Origin of the sequence: Prescottella sp. R16 (assembly GCF_030656875.1) — a bacterium.
In the GTDB taxonomy this organism is placed as follows: Bacteria; Actinomycetota; Actinomycetes; order Mycobacteriales; family Mycobacteriaceae; genus Prescottella.
The window spans coordinates 292,882-310,134 of the sequence record NZ_CP130943.1; the positions used below are offsets into that span (position 1 = coordinate 292,882).

The 17,253-nt window shown below is 67.9% G+C and carries 13 protein-coding genes; 5 read left to right on the forward strand and 8 right to left on the reverse strand.

Annotated elements, in window-relative coordinates; translation table 11 throughout:
• Positions 1–64 precede the first annotated feature (64 nt).
• From Q5696_RS01305 to Q5696_RS01320, 4 genes are all read left to right on the forward strand, one after another.
• The gene (locus Q5696_RS01305; RefSeq protein WP_305093451.1) at positions 65–1,009 is read left to right on the forward strand and encodes a glycosyltransferase family 2 protein; all 945 of its coding nucleotides are present in this window, start codon (positions 65–67) and stop codon (positions 1,007–1,009) included.
• Positions 1,009–1,407, forward strand: a complete 399-nt coding sequence (locus Q5696_RS01310; RefSeq protein ID WP_305095094.1) for a GtrA family protein — start codon at positions 1,009–1,011, stop codon at positions 1,405–1,407. Before Q5696_RS01305 ends, Q5696_RS01310 begins: the two co-directional genes overlap by 1 nt.
• Positions 1,404–3,644: a hypothetical protein gene (locus Q5696_RS01315; protein ID WP_305093452.1), complete on the forward strand. Its 2,241-nt coding sequence runs from the start codon at positions 1,404–1,406 to the stop codon at positions 3,642–3,644. Before Q5696_RS01310 ends, Q5696_RS01315 begins: the two co-directional genes overlap by 4 nt.
• 69 nt (positions 3,645–3,713) lie before the next feature.
• Entirely contained in the window at positions 3,714–5,603 is a 1,890-nt protein-coding gene (locus tag Q5696_RS01320; protein ID WP_305093453.1) for a glycosyltransferase, read from the forward strand.
• Between the two features lie 12 nt (positions 5,604–5,615).
• Here Q5696_RS01320 and Q5696_RS01325 read toward each other — a convergent pair whose 3' ends face one another.
• The 7 genes from Q5696_RS01325 to Q5696_RS01355 form a co-directional block, all read right to left on the reverse strand.
• Positions 5,616–6,476 carry a class I SAM-dependent methyltransferase gene (locus Q5696_RS01325; RefSeq protein WP_305093454.1) on the reverse strand — a complete coding sequence of 287 codons (861 nt, stop codon included), beginning with the start codon at positions 6,474–6,476 and terminating at the stop codon, positions 5,616–5,618.
• Positions 6,477–6,628: 152 nt separating this feature from the next.
• Positions 6,629–8,248, reverse strand: coding sequence for an ABC transporter substrate-binding protein (locus Q5696_RS01330; protein WP_305093455.1), 1,620 nt, complete (start codon positions 8,246–8,248; stop codon positions 6,629–6,631).
• Positions 8,245–9,345: an Rv3169 family protein gene (locus Q5696_RS01335; protein ID WP_305093456.1), complete on the reverse strand. Its 1,101-nt coding sequence runs from the start codon at positions 9,343–9,345 to the stop codon at positions 8,245–8,247. The genes Q5696_RS01330 and Q5696_RS01335 overlap by 4 nt, the downstream gene beginning before the upstream one ends.
• Positions 9,342–10,481, reverse strand: a complete 1,140-nt coding sequence (locus tag Q5696_RS01340) for a phosphotransferase family protein (protein WP_305093457.1) — start codon at positions 10,479–10,481, stop codon at positions 9,342–9,344. The genes Q5696_RS01335 and Q5696_RS01340 overlap by 4 nt, the downstream gene beginning before the upstream one ends.
• A gap of 28 nt (positions 10,482–10,509) precedes the next feature.
• Positions 10,510–11,877, reverse strand: coding sequence for an aldehyde dehydrogenase family protein (locus tag Q5696_RS01345; RefSeq protein ID WP_305093458.1), 1,368 nt, complete (start codon positions 11,875–11,877; stop codon positions 10,510–10,512).
• A gap of 17 nt (positions 11,878–11,894) precedes the next feature.
• Positions 11,895–12,704 (reverse strand): SDR family oxidoreductase, encoded by an 810-nt coding sequence (locus Q5696_RS01350; protein WP_305093459.1) that lies wholly within the window; start codon positions 12,702–12,704, stop codon positions 11,895–11,897.
• 11 nt (positions 12,705–12,715) lie between these two features.
• Positions 12,716–13,957, reverse strand: a complete 1,242-nt coding sequence (locus Q5696_RS01355) for a cytochrome P450 (RefSeq protein WP_305093460.1) — start codon at positions 13,955–13,957, stop codon at positions 12,716–12,718.
• 176 nt (positions 13,958–14,133) lie between these two features.
• On the opposite strand from Q5696_RS01355, the gene Q5696_RS01360 reads away from it, so the two are divergent.
• Positions 14,134–14,787, forward strand: coding sequence for a TetR/AcrR family transcriptional regulator (locus Q5696_RS01360; RefSeq protein WP_305093461.1), 654 nt, complete (start codon positions 14,134–14,136; stop codon positions 14,785–14,787).
• Here Q5696_RS01360 and Q5696_RS01365 read toward each other — a convergent pair.
• On the reverse strand, positions 14,750–17,251 hold the full coding sequence (locus Q5696_RS01365) for a helix-turn-helix transcriptional regulator (protein ID WP_305093462.1): 2,502 nt from the start codon (positions 17,249–17,251) through the stop codon (positions 14,750–14,752). The two genes, Q5696_RS01360 and Q5696_RS01365, sit on opposite strands and share 38 nt — an antisense overlap.
• Positions 17,252–17,253: the final 2 nt, after the last annotated feature.

A 17,253-nucleotide genomic window follows, 5' to 3' on the forward strand; every position in this document is an offset into this window, starting at 1 on the left:
CCTGCCCGGCGTTTCCGCGGGAAAATTTCACCGGACCGTCGAGGCGTATCGAGGAGAGAGTCGAATGCTGTTGTCCGTCGTGGTGCCGTGCCACAACGAGGAAGACGTCCTCGAGGAACTGGTCCGGCAGGTACTGGGGACACTCGAATCCGCCGATGTCGATGTCGAACTCGTTCTCGTCGACGACGGCAGCCGGGACGGCACGGTGCGGTTGATGCGGGAGATCAACGCGCGCGATCCCCGCTGCCGGTTCGTCAGCTTCAGCCGCAACTTCGGCAAGGAAGCGGCGATGCTCGCCGGGCTGCGGTACGCGCGCGGCGACGCCGTCGTGATCATGGACGCCGATCTGCAGCATCCGCCGCACCTGCTGCTCGACATGCTCCGCCTGCACGGCGAGGGCTACGACCAGGTCGTCGCCCGCCGCACCCGGGAGGGCGACGCATTCGGCCGCACGATGCTGTCGCGGCTGTACTACCACCTCGTCAACGCGCTGGTCGACGTGAACATGCAGGACGGTGCAGGAGACTTCCGGTTACTCAGCCGGCGTGCCGTCGATGCCCTGCTGCAGATGCGCGAGTACAACCGCTTCTCCAAGGGCATGTTCTCGTGGATCGGGTTCCCGACGGCCACGGTGGACTACCACAACGTGGCACGCCAGGGCGGCGGCGAGAGCAAGTGGAGCTTCCGGCGGCTCGTCAACTACGGCATCGACGGCATCATGTCGTTCAACAATGCGCCCTTGAGATTGGCGGTCTATCTCGGGGCGGTGGTGACGGCAGTGTCGTTCGTCTACGTGATCGCTCTCGTGATCGCCGCGCTCGTGCACGGGGTGACCGCCCCCGGCTATGTCACCCTGATCGCCGCGATCACCGGCATGGGCGGTCTGCAGTTGATGTTCCTCGGCGTCATCGGCGAGTACGTCGGACGGATCTACTACGAGACCAAACAGCGGCCGCACTTCCTGGTCGCCGAGACCGAGCCGGGCGGCCGGGGGGCAGAGCACTCGTGATGCGTCACCTGCTGCGGTTCGGGATCGTCGGGGTGATCAACACCGGCGTCTACTACGCGCTCTATCTCGCTTTCAACACCGTCGTGCCATATCTGGCGGCGCATCTGCTGGCGATCGCGATCTCGATGGTCGGGTCGTTCTTCCTCAACTGTTACTGGACGTTCCGGACGACACCGACATGGCGCAAGTTCCTGCTCTTCCCGCTCACGAACGCCACCAACTACATCGTGACGACGGTCGGCATGATCCTGCTCGTCACGTTCCTCGGGGTCGACGACCGGATCGCGCCACTCATCGCCGCGGTTGCTGCGATTCCCGTGACGTTCCTGCTGTCGCGTCGGATCCTGACGCACCGGACGCCGTCGACGGTCGCCGCCGATGCCGGAGGAAGCCGATGAACCCTGACCCCGCCCTTGCCCCGGGGTCGCGGCTCGGCCGGTGGAACGAGCGGCTACCGGACTGGGCCGTCGCGATCGGCGTCGGACTCGTCGTCGCGGCGATCGCCTCCATCGCGCAGTGGCGGGGGAGTTTCTTCTACTACGTCGGTGACCAGCACGAGCAGTTCGCGCCCATGTGGCACATGTTCGGCGACAGTCTGCGGGAACGGCAGTGGCCGGTCATGGACCCGTCGGGCTGGATGGGCGGCAACTTCGCCGCCGAGGGGCTGGACGGGATCTGGAACCCCCTGAACTGGGGAAACTTTCTCGTCGCCTCGATGTTCGACAACCTGTCGATCGCCTCGTTCGTGGTGATGGTCGAGATCCTCGCGATCCTCGGGGCCGGCGTCTATCTGCTGGCCCGCGAATACGGTGCCCGGCGGTGGGCCGCCGTCGTCGTCGCCGTCGCGATCCCGGTGTCCGGGTTCACGCTCTGGTACGAGGCATCGGGCTGGCCGGCCGGACTCATGGCGTTCACGTGGGTCACCCACTTCTGGTGGGCGACCCGCCGATTCTCGCGGGGCGCGACCAATCCGCTCGTCCCGTTCCTGTTCGGGTTCCTCGCGATGACGACCGGCAACCCGTACGCGCCGCTCGGCCTCGTCGTCGTGCTCGCCGCCGTCGCGGTGGAACTGCTGCTCGCCCGCGGCTACGGGCGTCTCGTGCACGTCGTCGTGATGGGCGTGTGTGTCGGCGCCGTCGCACTGCTCGTATTCCTGCCACTGCTCGGCAGCAGCGAGGTGACCACCCGTGACTCGTTGGCGGCGATCGCGAACGACACCTTCCTGGTTCCCGATCTCGGTGACCTCGCGGCGGGCAGTTCCCCGACCTATCTTCCGTCCATGTCGACGTGGGCAGGTGGACGTCTCGAGTCCGGCCCGACCACGTACTTCGCGTGGTTCGTCCTGCCGTTGCTGCCCTGGATCCGCTGGCGTGAACTGCGTGCCCGGCTGACCGGATCGGTGAGCGTCCTCGTCGTCGGCGGCTTCTACCTGGCGGCGACGCTCGCGCCGTCGAACGTGTGGTTGTTCCGGTGGCCGGTGCGTCTCGTCGAGTACCTCTATCTCGCCGGCGCAGTGATCTTTGCGCTCGCGCTGTCGGCGGGACTCGCGCGCGACCGGGTGCGCGGCCGGACGATCACGACTGCCGTGATCGTCGCTGCCGGCGGCTACCTGTCCTGGGCGGTCCGGCCGGACGAGTCGCTCACCCATCTGCTCGGTCTCGTCGTGACGGCAGCGCTCGTCGCGGCGCTGCTCGTCGCCTGTCGGCGGTCCGGGGCTGGGACGTCGATGGTGGTGGCCGTGACCGGTACCGCCGCGGTGCTCTTCCTGCAGACGAGCATGTTCCCGGCTTCGGCACCGAAGCCTGCGGGTACACCGGTGCCGCCCGCCACCTCGGTACCCGCCTACGACCTGCCTCGGATCGCGGCGGGCACCGCCGGATACCGGGGCACCGTCCTCCAGTTGGCAGCATTGGGTCTGACGACGCCGGAAGACGCGCGCAACGGCGAGATCCTGTTCGGGAATCTGCCGAGGGCGGCCGGCGTGCACTCGATCGCCAGCTACACCGGCATGGGGTTCGCCGAGTTCGCCGACGACCTGTGCATGGACTACCGCGGTGCCACGTGCGCCGACGCGTACACACGGTTGTGGGAGCCCGCCGACGCGGACACACCCGCACCGCTGATCGACGTGATGGGAGTGTCGACGCTGGTGATCCAGCGGGCACTGCTGCCGGACGTCGCGGCGGGTCCCTCACCCCCGGGCTGGCACGTCGTCTACGACACCCCGATCCGGGTCGTGTGGGTGCGCGACGAGATCCTGCCCGAGGCGGGCCGGGCCACCTGGTCGTCCCCGGGGGTCGCCGTGACGACCGAGTCGTCGTCGACCGGCCGGGAAGAGATACGGGTCTCCGCCGAGAACGCCGGACGTGTCGTGTTCGCGCGGCTGGCATGGCCCGGATACACCGCGACGATCGACGGCCACGCCGTCGACCTGCCCGACGGACCCGCCGGTCTGCTCGCCGTCGACGTGCCCGCCGGCGAACACACCGTGGTCGTCGAGTACGCGGCGCCGGGTCTGCGACTCGGTTCCGCCGCCGCGCTCGCGGCCTTCGTCGTCGTACTGCTCCAGACGGTCGTGTGGTTCGTGCAGCGTCGGCGCGGACTCTCGTGCCGTGGGGCGACAGCCTCCAATTGATACTCTGCGAAATACGGAAATGGTCGTCTCCCGACCGGAGATTGTCGTGGGGAATCGGTGAGGAGCACTATGAACGAGTCTGCGTCGGTGGCGCCTGTGGAAGGGAGCACGGCAGCTGTTCGTGACGCTCTCCGAGAACATGCGACGTCGGGTCGGCTGGTAGTACAGCGAGGACTGTTCACCGGCCCCACCCCTCGCGTCAAGGACGAGATGTACGCCCGCATCGTGTCGGGCTCCGCGCACCGCGAGCGTTTCGCGGTGCACCTGGACAAGGGCGCGGTCATCGACACGGACACCTACTTCGGACGTTTCGCCGCCAGCTACTACCAGCGGTGGACCACCGTCCGGGACGTACAGATCAGCTTCGCGTACGACGCCGGTGGTGCGTCCCGCGTCCTGCTGCGCGCATCCGATTCGGGTGGCAACGTGCGGACGGTCGCGACCGCAGACCTCGACGGGGCGGGCACCACGACACTCACGGCGACACTCGACGCGTACCTCGACGGCGGATCGCTGTGGCTGGAATTCCGGGCGATCGACGGCCCGCTCGCGGTGCGTGACCTCGAATGGACGGTGCCCGCGCCGGCAGTGGTGCGACCGGCCGCAATCGCGATCTGCACGTTCAACCGTGCCGACGATTGCGCCGAGACCGTCGCCGCCATCGCCGGTGACGAGCAGATGGTGGCCGGCATCGACGCCGTCTACGTCGTCGACCAGGGCACCGATCACGTCTCCGACCGGGACCTGTTCACCACCGTCGCCGCGAAGCTCGGCGACAAGCTGGTGTACCTGCGCCAGCCGAATCTCGGTGGGGCGGGCGGTTTCACCCGCGGCATGTACGAGGTGACGGCGATCAACGAGCACGCCAACGTGCTCCTCATGGACGACGACATCCTGTGCGAACCGGAAACGGTGCTGCGGATGAACGCGTTCGCCAACGTCACGATCGAACCGATGCTCGTGGGTGCACAGATGCTGTACCTGATGAATCCGCAGAACCTGCATGTCAGTGCCGAGGAAGCGGATCTGTCGAAGTTGAAGGCCGGTCGCTGGGCGGCGAACTCGCTGCACGACGCGAACCTGACCAAGAAGCGTCAGGACAAGCGGGTCGACGCGGGATACAACGCGTGGTGGTCGTGCCTGATCCCCGCCGAGGTCGTCTCGCGCATCGGGCTGCCGCTGCCGATGTTCTTCCAGTGGGACGACATCGAGTACGGAATCCGTTCCCGTGCAGCAGGTTTCATTACGGTGACGCTTCCGAATGCGGGTGTGTGGCATGCGGACTTCCATTGGAAGGACCGTGACGACTGGGCGAAGTACTTCAGTGTGCGCAACTCGCTCATCGTGGCCGCCCTGCACAGCGACTTCGACACCAAGGCCCTGAGCGTGACGATGGGCCGTGAACTCGGACAGTTCGTCGTGTCGATGCAGTACGGCCTGGCGCACACGATGCTGCGGGGGATCGAGGACTTCCTCGCCGGCCCGAGCGTCCTCGAGGACGGTGGACAGGCGGTACTCGGGGCGATCCGCAAGGAGCGCAGTCGGTTCCCCGAGACCGTCAAGCATCCGGCGGACGCCATTCCGGGGATCCGCTCGTCGGACCTCGTGACCCGGATCGCGGGACCCGAACCGGACAACAGCCGGATCGACCTGGTGCTGGCCAAGCGGGCCGCAACCCAGTGGCTCGGTCGCACGCAGCACGGCATCGCGAGCATTCCGTCGGCGGACGCACACTGGTGGCACGTCTCCCTCTTCGACCACGCCGTCGTGACCGACGCATCGCAGTCGGGGGTGCGGATCCGTCGCCGCGACAAGGACGTCGCGAAGGAGATCGGCAACTGGATCGCGAAGGTACTCAAGCAGTTCCGCGACGAGGGTCCCGAAGCGCAGCGACGCTTCCGTGAGGCGATGCCCCAGCTCACCAGCCGTGAGAACTGGGCCCGTCTCTACGGAAAGTAGTCCACCGCAAGGTTATTCGCGGATGAGGACGACCACCTGTTCGTGGTCGGCGGTGTAGGCGACGTAGTCGAAGCGAACACCGGTGCGTGCGACGAATTCCATCCACGCCCGGTGTTCGTGGTTCTGCCAGCCCGGATAGTTGAAGTATTCGTCGAACACCAGCACCGATCCGGGGACGAGCCGGTCACCGATGAGGTCGAGGACCGTGCGGGTCGACGAGTACAGGTCGGCGTCGAGGTGCGCGAACGCGACCGGGCCCGGACGGTCGGCGAGGAAACCGGGCAGCGAGTCCTCGAACAGCCCCGACACCAGCCGGGCGCCGGGCACCGCCGGCAGCGACTGCTGCGCGAACTCGCCGGCCGGGAACCCGGTCCGCCACGCCTCCGGCAGACCCGTCCACACATCGAACCCCCACACGTCGTGGCCGGTGGGCTGCAACGCCTCGCTGACGATCCGCAACGTGGTGCCGCTCGCGACCCCGAACTCGAGGGCCAGCCCGTCGACCTTGACGAGTTCGAGACCGTACCGGAGCGTGTCGTGCGGATCCCGGAACGTCGGCACCGTCGGCATGTGCTCGAGCACGAACCGGGCACTCTCGTCGGCGGCCCGAACGTCGAGGGCGTGCGTGATGTCGCGTCGGACCCGCTGCTCGGCGTCGTCGAGCCGCTGCCCGAGTACCGCCACCTGCTCGCGGGCCTCCGCCAGCTCCCGCAGCACCCGCAGCATCTCCCCGTTGTACGCCGTCAACTCCGCGAGAATCTGGTCGTGGCGGTTCTCGTTCTCGATCCGCGCCTTCCGATCGGACTCGCGGACCACCTCGTCGACCGCCCGCTGCACCTTCAGCCTGGCCGACTTCCGGAACCCGTTGAACATGCGTGATACCCCTTCTCACGTGCGAACGTCGAGTTCGTTCCCATGCTGCCAGGGATCGGGGCGGTTTGTTGGGTAGAACCTCCCTGTGGCCGAATGTCACACGCGTTCAGTTGGGCTGAACCCATGTGACATTCGGCCACGTGGGAGGGGTGTCACGACGGTTGCCCGGGGGCGAGCCATGCATCCCCGAACAGCATGATTCCGTCGGAACTGGGAGTGATTCCGTGGGCATTGCTGCTCCACGGGATGAAGTACTTGCCGGCGCTCGCGACGACCATCGGGGCGGTGTCGTCGACGAGGGTCTGGATGTTCTCCAGGACCCGGCGTCGGTCGTCGTCGGTGGTCGCGGTCTGCAGGTCTGTCAGCAGGGCGTCCATCTCCGAGTTCTGGTAGCTGAGGACGTTGGACGTCGACGCACTCGACAGGTTGCCGTACATCCGGGTGAACGGTGACTCGTCGATGACATTGAACCCCGACTCACCGATGTCGTAGTCGTGCTGTGCGTACATCCTCTTGACGAGGTCGTTGATACTCGACGCGTACACGATGTCGACGGTGAACCCGACGGCCTGCAGCATCGACTGGACGGTCAGGGCCCGCTGCTGCGCACCGGGCTCGTTCAGGCCGGCATAGACGAGTTTGCCGTCGTAGCCGTCGGCCTTGGCCTCGTCGAGATACTTCCTCGCCGCGTCCGGGTCGAAGCTCGGGCCGGGCACGTCACCGTGCCACTGCGACCAGTCCTGGAACATGTCGCTGCCGGGCATGCCTTGACCGGCTTCACCGCGTGCGTCGAACACGGCCGGATCGAACGCTGCGACGATCGCCTTGCGGACTCGTACGTCCTCGGACGCGCGTCCGGGACGCTGGTTCAACGCGAACACGCTACCCATGTTGACGGTGTAGACGTAGCCGACGTCGCCTGCGGTGAGCGCATTGTGTACGGGTTCCGCCGCCCGCAGGTACGCGGCCTGGATGTCACCGGCATGCAGGGCGTCGAGCTTGCCCTGCTCACTGACGATCGCCGGGAACCGCAACCTGTCCAGATGCGGCTTCCCACCCCAGTACGACGGATTCGCCGCGAGGACCAGTTCGTCCTGCGACGCGAACCGCTCCACCGTGAACGGACCCGCCCCGACCGGAGCGAACGTGCCCGACGCCATCGACGACGGCGCCACCACCATCCCCGGCCCCGTGGTGAACATGATCGGGAACTCGTTCCACGGCTGCTTCAACGTGAACACCACCGTCGACGCATCCGGGGAAGTCACCTCCGCAACCGACACGTTCCACACCTGCGTGTGCGTGCCCTTCTTCTGCAGATACCGATCGATGCTCCACCGCACCGCATCCGCATCCACCGGGGTGCCGTCACTGAACGTCGCACCGTCCCGCAGCGTCAACGTCCAGACGGTGTTGTCACCGTTGGCCGTCAGAGACTGCGCCAACTGCGGCACATACTCCTTCGCTTCCGGGTCGTACCGCATCAACAGGTCGTAGATCGCCGCCATCTCCGAGCCGCCCGTCGCGCCGCCGTCCTGACGGTCCGCCGGATCCAGGCTGCTCACACCGTTGTACGTCGCATACGACAGGGTGCCGCCGGCCACCGGTTCACCGCCGTCCGGCTGATGGCCCACCAGTCCGGTCATCACGTCCGACGCATCGGTGGGGGTACCGGCGCCGCTGCTCGAACAGCCGGCGAGCAGGATACTCACGGCCGCCAGCGTGGTGAGTGCGGTACTGAGCCGTCGTCGGGAGATCGTCGAAACAGTCACCGCGCCATGACCTTTCCGTCGGCGAACCCGGACGGATCGTGCCGGCCCCGGACCCCGTGCTCGAACATGCCCCACCCCACGGCGCCGGCGCACGTCGCTCGCGCGGTGTGCTCGTTGGTGCCGTTCGGAACTCTCTGGGCGAGTGCAGGATCGGTCAGGTCGTACAGGCTCGACGAACTCCAGCCGCGTCCCCGCCACTGGCCGTGGTTCCATTCCGGGTCGCTGCCGTAGCCGGAGCCGATCTGCAGGGTGATGAACCCGAGCGGCTCGATGTCGACCACCAAGGGCTCTCCGGTCGGGGTGGTGAGATGGATCCGGACATGTTCCGGGGTGCGGGTGCCGCTGCGGTAGGTGATCTCGAACCGCGGCCAGCCGAGCTGTTCGACGCGTCCGTCGGGGAACGTCCGCGTCGCGTGGTTGAGAGTGCGATGCCCGTCGGGGTCCTCCTGCGCGATGATCATCAACGCGAAGTCGTCGAACCGCAGGGGAACGTACGACCACCAGAAACCCTCGACCGGCTCGTCGGTCAGCCGGCCGAGCGGCTCGCGCTCACCGACCGGACGGATACCCCACGACCGGTCCCGGGTCCCGGTCCACACGGCCGGGTCGACGGCGATGTCGGTGCCGTCCACGCTCAGAGTGCCGGACCAGCTGCCGACCTGCGCGAACCGGGTGGCGTCGAGCGACGGCCGGGGACCGGCCATCAGCACGTGGTGTTCCTCGAGAACCGACGGGAATGCACCCTCCCACGTCATGTCCGCAGACAGGTCGGGATGCTCGCAGATCACCCGGACGGTGTGCAACGGCTTGACGACCTCGATTCGGTAGCCGCCTACCTCGGCCTCGATCGAGCGGGCGTCGATGGCGTCGGAGAACCGCACCGACCGCTGGACGGTACCGCGGCGCACGGTGACGAACGCATCGCGCACCCCGAGATTCGGGTAGGCGCCGAACCCGGTGACGAAGAAGATGCCACCTGTGCGGTCGTGGCCGTTGAAATAGGAGCGGTCGTAGAAGTTTCGGTCGCTGCTGTCGACGCGGGCCATGGACAGCGGCGACTGGTGGATAGGGTACTCGTCGAGCGGATCGGGGTTCATTGCGCCTCCCAAGGGTATTCGTCGTCGATCATCTTTCGGAGCATGCGGTGGTGCAGGACGTACTCGTCGGGGTTCTCCGGCGCCGGACTGTCACCGAAATGGATGGAGCGGCGTTTGATCCGGGACATGATGACGCCGTGCCGGATCGCCGCGTACACGAGATAGAAGTCGAGGTCGTGCAGCTCGGTGCCGGACGACTCCCGATATCGGGCAACCACATCGGCGCGCCGGAACAGGTCGGGCAGACCCGGCCGGTCGAACTGTTCGGCCATGTCCTGGAACATCCGGTGGAAGAACACGAACCAGCCGACGTCGAGTTCGCGTGGGGCGACGGTGGCGAGTTCCCAGTCCAGGACGGCGGCCGGGCGGAAATCGTCGTACATGATGTTGCCGATGCGGGAGTCGCCCCAGCACAGTACCGGCTCCGAAGGTTCCCGCGGCCGATGTCGTTCGAGCCACGCGAATCCGTCCTCCAGCACCGGGATCCGGAGGCCGTCCTCGCGCCGGGTCCACTCGTAGTAGCCGCGGGTGGCGTCGACGTGCCGGCACAGCAGTTCGGCGGCGCTCACGTCGCCGGGATCCAACACGTCGGGGATCGGGAGGGCGTGGATCCGGGCCAGCGCATCGATCGAACTGTGCTGCACGGTGTCCCGTTGCGAGGGCGTCGCGTCACACAGCCAGCCGCCGAACACGTAGGGCGGGTTGTCGACCGGCACGACGCCGTCGATGCGGTCCATCACGACGAACGGCCGGCCCAGAACCTCGGGGGACGTCTCGACCCACCGGACGTGCGGCACCGGCACGGCCCCGTGGGACGCGACGTCCCGCATCACCGCGGCCTGGTGTTCGAGATCGTAGTCGGGGAACACCGGCAGCGCCGTCGCCTCCGGGACCAGTCGGGCGACGAGGTCGGCGCGGTGGCCTCGGCCGTCCTCGTGCCAGTCGACGGTGAACAGGACCGAGACGCTGGACATACCCGATTCGGACGGCTTCCGGACCGCGGACACGTGGGCGTGCGGGTCGCCGAGCCGTATCCGGATCCAGTGTTCGAGATCCCGTCGCAGCGAGGTGAGATCGGTGGCCGTCGTGGTGACCGTGGTGTTCACCCCGTGCGGGGGAGCGGAATTGCCTGTCATCGAACTCCTTTCACGAACGTCACGAGGGTCAGAGCTTGACGTCCACCACGCGGGTGTGCAGGAACTCCTCGACTCCGGCGAGGCCGCCCTCGCGTCCGAAGCCGCTGCCCTTCGAGCCGCCGAAGGGCAGCGAGACGTCGAGGGCGTTGTGCTGGTTGATCCACACCGTGCCCGCATCGATGCGGTCGGCGGTGCGGGCCGCGTGGTCGAGGTTCGCGCTCCACACCGAGGCGCCGAGCCCGAACTCCTGATCGTCGAGCGTGCCGAGGACGGTGTCGACGTCGCGGTAACCGACCACCGGGAAGACCGGCCCGAACTGTTCGAGAGCCACCAGATCGGTGGTGTCGTCCACGCCGCGGACCAGGGTGGGCTCGAGGAAGTGGCCGGGTAGATCGGTGCCCGCGCCGCCACCCCGCACGACAGTCGCGCCGCCCGCCACGGCCTTGTCGAGCAGTTGCGTGACGAAGTCGAGTTGCGTCCGAGTGTGCAGCGGCCCGACCGTGGTGGCGGGATCGAGACCGTTGCCGACGACGAGCGAGCCCATCCGGTCGGCGAAAGCGTCGCAGAACGCGTCCAGCATCGGTTCGGGGACGTATGCCCGCTTGGGGGCGATGCACATCTGTCCCGCATTGAAGAAAGCACCATGGGCGAGTGCGGTTGCGGAGCCGTCGATATCGGCATCGTCGAGCAGGATCGCCGGATCGTTGCCGCCGAGTTCGAGGGTGACCGGGGTGACGGTGTCGGCGGCCTGTCGCATGATCTGCCGTCCGACCGCTGTCGACCCGGTGAACGACACCTTGCGCACCTTGCGGTGGGCGATGAGATACCGGCCGGTGTCGGGGCCGCCGGTCACGACGTCGAGGACCCCGTCCGGCAGCACGGACCGGAGGATCTCGACGACCTTCGACACCACGAGAGACACCGATTCGGCCGGTTTGACGACGACAGTGTTCCCGGCTGCGAGAGCCGGCCCGATCTTGGCCGCCATGAGGAAGAGCGGGAAGTTCCACGGTACGATCGCGGCCACTACCCCGAGCGGGCGGTGCTGGACGGTGACACGTCGTCCGGTCAGGTCGGGGCCGGCCGTCTCCTCGGCCCACTCGACCTCGGACGCCCGAGTCAGGCAGTGCGCGGTGAGCCACACCTCGGTTCCGGCGTCCGACAACGGTTTTCCCTGCTCCCTGGTGAGCAGTGGAATGATCTCGGCGGCCCGCGCCGTCAACGCGTCCGCACAGGCGGCCAACAGGGCACGACGTGTCCGGCGATCCCGCTTCCACAACGCGAACGCGTCATGAGCAGCAGCAACTTTCGCATCCACATCGGGCGCGGAAGCGATCGGCGTGCGCCCCACCTCAGCGAGGGTGGCGGGATCGATCGAGATCAGTTCGGCGCTCATAGAATCTCCTGTCGGGGTCACTGGGCTGCGCTGAGGGCGGGCGCGACGAGGGTGCGGAAGACGAAGGCGCCGTAGCCTCCGTCGACGGGCAGATCGACACCGCTGATCCACGCCGATTCAGGGGAGGCGAGGAAGACGATCGCGTCGGCGATCTCTTCCGGGGCAGCGTGCCGTCCGGTCCATGCGGCGGCACCGTCGATGACTGCCGCCCCCATCGTCGCGGTGAAGTCGGGGAGCAGGGGAGTACCCACGGTTCCGGGAGACACGGTGTTGGACCGCAACCCGATCTGCTTGCCCTCGACCGCGAGAGCGCCCGAGTACACGATCGCCGCCTCCTTCGACAACGCGTAGCAGAGCCGGTCGATGTCGGGAAGACCGGCGACCGAGTCCAGTGCCGCATCCCAATCGTCGATCGCGAGGAACGCGTCGGCCCGCGTGAAGTTCCGCTGCCACTGGAACCCGGCCTGCGACGCTGTCGTGACGACCGCTGCGTCCGCACCGAACTTCGGCAGCAACAGCCGGGTCAGGTCCCGAGGCGCAAGAGTATTGACGGACAACACCGTTCGCCACGGCTGAGTCGCCGCGACACCGGCATTGTTGATCAGTACGTCGACCGGACCGTCGACGGCGTCCGCGATCGATCGGACCCCGTCGGACGTCGACAGGTCTCCGACGATTGTGCGTGCCACTGGGGGTGCCGAGTCCGGCACAATCCGGTCGACGCCGATCACGGTCGCACCGCGCGCGGTCAGCGCGGCGGCCGTGGCCGCCCCGATCCCCGACGCATAGCCGGTGACGACCGCGGTCTTACCTGTGAAATCGTGCACGATGGGTCTCCTCACGAAGGTTGGGCCATGGGACAGACGCCGTAGTCGACGGGCAACGCGGTGATGCCGTTCAGCCATGCTGAACGGCTGCGAACAGGTGGACCGAGCGTCGAGATGTCGGGCAGCAGATCGGCGATCGCGTCGAACATCAGGCCGATCTGGAGTCGTGCCAGGTTGGCGCCGATGCAATAGTGGGCGCCGGTCCCGCCGAACCCCACGTGCGGGTTCGGATTCCGCGCGATGTCGAACCGGAGAGGGTCGTCGAACACCGATTCGTCGAAGTTCGCCGACGCGTAGAGCATCACGACGCGGTCACCGGCCGCGATCCGTTGCCCACCGAGGTCGGTGTCGCGGATCGCGGTGCGCTGGAACGACAGGACGGGACTCGCCCACCGGATGATCTCGTCGACGGCCGTGCGAGGACGTTCGTGGCGGTACCGCTCCCACTGGTCGGGGTGGTCGAGGAAGGCCGTCAGCCCGTGGGTGATCGAGTTTCGGGTGGTTTCGCTGCCGGCGACCACGAGCAGGATCACGAAGTACCCGAACTCCTCCGGCGTGAGCGCACCGTCCTCGTCCTGTGCCCGAACGAGTTCGGTGATGATGTCGTTCGCGGGGCAGGCGCGGCGTTCGGTGGCGATACCGTGCGCGTAGCCCATGATCTCGTGCATCGCGACACGTGGATCACCGGGAACGTTCGGATCGTCGCGTCCGGTCATGGTGTTGGACCAGGCGAACAGCCGGTGCCGATCGGCCTGGGGGACGCCGAGCAGGTCGGCGATCGCCTGCAGCGGCAGTTCGCACGCCACCTGTTCGACGAAATCCCCCGACCCGGATGCTGCTGCGGCACCGACGATGTCCTGTGCGCGCTCGGTGAGGGCGGTGCGCAGGGCGCCGACTGCACGAGGGGTGAACCCGCGGGCCACGATGCGGCGCAGCGCGGTGTGCTCGGGTTCGTCCTTGTTGAGCAGGATGGCGCGTCCGGCCTCGATCTCCTCGCGTGGTGCGTCGTCGGCGTAGCGCACCATCGCGGTGTTCTCCCACGACGAGAAGTCCTCGTGCCGCCGCGACACCTCCTGTACGAGCGCGTGGGTCGAGACCGCCCAGAATCCGTCGTCCAGGTAGCCGGCCACACCCTGTTGCTGGGGATTCCACCGGATCGGTGCTGTTCGGCGCAGCTGGGCGAACAGGGCGTGTGGGATGCCGTCCTCGAACGTCGAGGGGTGGGTGACGTCGAATCCTTCGGGCAGGTGCACGAGTGTTCCTTCCGCGCGACAGGGGAAAGGTGATGCAGGGAAAAGTGCAGCGCCGGAACCCCTTCGGCGTGCCGGCCGCAACGTGCTGGTCGAGCGTTCGTTCGAACAGAACCTGTTTAACGAACGTCGTTAAAGTGATGTGGAGCACATTAACCGAGTTTGTTAGCGTGTCAAGCGTGACGGCAAAAATTCCGGTCAGAGAGCGGTTGCTGCGGGCGGGTGAGCACCTCTTCGCCCGCGAGGGCATCGACCGGGTCCGGATCCGGGACCTCAACGCGATGGCCGACGTGCGCAACGACTCGGCAGTGCACTACTACTTCGGTTCCCGCGAGGGCCTGCTCGACGCGATCGTCGTACGGCACATGGCCGACGTGAGCGCCGGGATCGATCACTTCGTGGCACGGCTCGACGTCGACCGGGAGCCGTCCGAGGCGACGCTGCGGGATGCCATCGCGGCACTGGCGGTCCCGCTCGGGGAGAAACTGCTCGACGAACGCGGCCGCGACTTCGTGCAGATCATGGCCGAGGTCTACGACCGCAGGGGCGGACTGCCGGACGCGCAGTACGCGCCGTCGAGTGCCGTCGCGAAAGACCTGGTGCGTCGGTCCATGCCGGGGATGAGTGACGAGCTGCGCGAGGAACGGATCCGGTTGACCACCAATTTCATCGTCTCGGCGATGGCGTCGTGGGCGCGGGCCTACGGTTCGGGTGAGCCCCCGGCCCTGGACCACGAGACGTTCGTCGTCAACCTGATCGAGATGAGCACCGTTGCCGGTCTCGCGCCGATGCCGGTCACCGGTCCAGCAGGCGCAGCTGCCGGGCCCGGGTGACCGCGTCCGCGCCGCTGTGGACGTCGAGTTTCCGATAGATGCTGCGCAGCTGCGTCTTGACGGTGTTGAGGGAGACGAACAGTTCTGTAGCGATCGCCCGCTGACCGTGTCCCGCCTCCAACAGTTCGAGAACCGCGAGTTCCCGTGGGGACAGGCTGACTTCCGACACCGTGTCCGGGAAGACGGACGGCACGGTGCTGTCGGGAGTTGCGGCGCCGTCGAGTGCGGTGAGGGCGGCGACGTAGCGGGCCGGCAGTGCGGTCAGCGCTCTCCGGTTGCCCAGCCGGCCGGCTCCCGCGCAGGCCCGGTTCCACGCCTGCACCGCCAGATCCGGGCGGTCGTCGAGATACGACGCCGCCTCGATCGCCAGTGCCTCGACCTGCGCGCGCAACCATCCGGACCGGGTCCACGACACGTGCGCCAGCTGCTGCCGCGCCGTGTCCGGATGGCCGGTCAGCAACTCGAGCCGGGCCACCGCCACCGCCACCACCGGATGTGTGCTGTCCGTGTCGGCGGTCAGGGCCCGGGCCGCGGTGCTGTTGCCGAGCGCCAGGTGGAGGTCGATCTCGGCGGCCGTGAGCAGCACGTGCGACGCCCCGCCCGGCTGGTGCAGTTCCCGATGCCCGGCGAGAATATGGTGCAGCCGGGTCAGACCGGAGTACGCGTCACCGGTCGCGAGACCGTACTGGGCCACCGCGTAGGCCACGAACCCCCACAGTTCCTCACGGGACTTCGGTGTTCCCAGCACCTCGAGGATCGTGTGTGCGGCCTCGAACTCGAGACGATCCAGGTGCGCCAGCGTCGCTGCCACCCGGCCGCCGACCCGGATCATCTCGTCCCAGTAGCCGACGTTCGTGTCCACCCGCGATTCGGTGGCCAGCCATTCCGCGGTCCGCGGCAGGTCACCGACGAGCGCCCAGTTCAACGCGATGCTGCCGGCCGCGTTGAGCACCACGAAGTCGTAGTTCGCGGCCCACCCGCCCCGGCAGGCGCGGGTGAACAGTGCGGTTGCGGACTCCAGATCACCCGCCAACTGCATCGAGATCGCCCACTGCAACTCCACCGTGGGCAACTGTGACGTCACGTTCTCCGGCTGTGCGGCCAGCATGCTGTCCACCAGCGGGACCAACTGCGTCGCCCGGTTCGCCCCCTCACGGAGGCGGCCGGTCATCCGCAGCCCCACCGACTGCACGGTCCCGATGTGCAGCAGGTCGGCGGCGTCCGGCCGTGCACCGGCCGCCACCGCCTCCTTCGGGGTGGCCGGGATCGGCACGTTCAGCAGTGGGTGCCCGGCCAGCGACTGCACGAACAGTGCCTTGCCCGCGGCCACCGACGAGTTTTCGTCGGCTGTCTCGTCGGGCAGCGTTCGCAGAATGTGGACCAGCAGCTCGAAGTGGCCGGCCACCATGTCGCTCCAGTGGTCCTCGACGATCCGGGCCGCCATAGGCCAGTCCGCCGCATCGGTGGCGTACCCGGCGGCGTCCGCGAACCGGCCCGCCTCCAGACTGCGGTGCGCCAGCTGCGACATCACCGCGTCCACCTGCCCCGGCTGTTCCCGCCGCGACACGGTGAGCAGTGCCTGCCGGATCGCTTCGGGCCACCACCACGAGCGGGACTTGCCGTCGTAGGTGCCCACCACGAGCCCCGCCGCATCCAGCCGCTCGAGCAGTCGCTCCGCCGCGCCGGCGCCGCCATCGACCAGGGCGGCGACCGCGTCCGGCCCCGGGGTCCGGGAGGCCGCCGCCATCGGCGCGAGGTCGCGGCTCCACTCGTCCAGCCCGGCCAGACGGTCGGCGACGTACTCGTCGACGAGACGCGCCGGTACCGGCATCAGATGTCCGTAGCGGTCGACGGCCGGGCCCGGGAAGGTCCCCAGCAGCGACACCGCCGCCGACACCAGCGCCGGAATCCCGCGGAGCGTCGTACACAGGTCCTGGCACTGCGGATCGGTCAGGTCGTTCTCCACGGACCGGCACAACGCCGCAGTCTCGGCGACCGTGAACGCCAGATCCGCGGCGTGCACCGTCACACACCGGATTCCGCCCGTCATCACCGACAGCGGCAGCTCCACCGCACCCCGCACACACATCACCGCTGCCGTCGACGGGTACCGGTCGAGCAGTTGCGCCACCCGGGACATCACCGCCGCGGAGTCGCTCGCCTCCAACGAATCCACCACCAGCAGCGTCGCCGCCGGGGGAGGGACACCGACGACCGAATCCAGCATCTCCGTCACCGGCCGCCCGGACTCCTCGGCGTCGATCCAGCACACGTCACGGCCGTCGGCGCCGCCCGCGTGCAGCCACGACGCCACCAGTGTGGTCTTTCCGAACCCGGACGGGGCCTGGATCACCGTCAGATCCGCCGCCCGGTCGAGCAACTCGAACAGGCGTGGCCGCGGCAACGCCGAAGTGACAGCGCGAGAGGTCGGTACCCCGGTACGGCTGCGAGGAGTGGTCGTCACGG

Excerpts from the sequence above, each read along its gene's own strand:
- Q5696_RS01335 (WP_305093456.1), bottom strand. The coding sequence starts at position 9,345 with ATGAACCCCGATCCGCTCGACGAGTACCCTATCCACCAGTCGCCGCTG.
- Q5696_RS01325 (WP_305093454.1), bottom strand. The coding sequence starts at position 6,476 with ATGTTCAACGGGTTCCGGAAGTCGGCCAGGCTGAAGGTGCAGCGGGCG.
- Q5696_RS01345 (WP_305093458.1), bottom strand. The coding sequence starts at position 11,877 with ATGAGCGCCGAACTGATCTCGATCGATCCCGCCACCCTCGCTGAGGTG.
- Q5696_RS01320 (WP_305093453.1), top strand. The coding sequence starts at position 3,714 with ATGAACGAGTCTGCGTCGGTGGCGCCTGTGGAAGGGAGCACGGCAGCT.
- Q5696_RS01305 (WP_305093451.1), top strand. The coding sequence starts at position 65 with ATGCTGTTGTCCGTCGTGGTGCCGTGCCACAACGAGGAAGACGTCCTC.
- Q5696_RS01310 (WP_305095094.1), top strand. The coding sequence starts at position 1,009 with ATGCGTCACCTGCTGCGGTTCGGGATCGTCGGGGTGATCAACACCGGC.
- Q5696_RS01315 (WP_305093452.1), top strand. The coding sequence starts at position 1,404 with ATGAACCCTGACCCCGCCCTTGCCCCGGGGTCGCGGCTCGGCCGGTGG.
- Q5696_RS01340 (WP_305093457.1), bottom strand. The coding sequence starts at position 10,481 with ATGACAGGCAATTCCGCTCCCCCGCACGGGGTGAACACCACGGTCACC.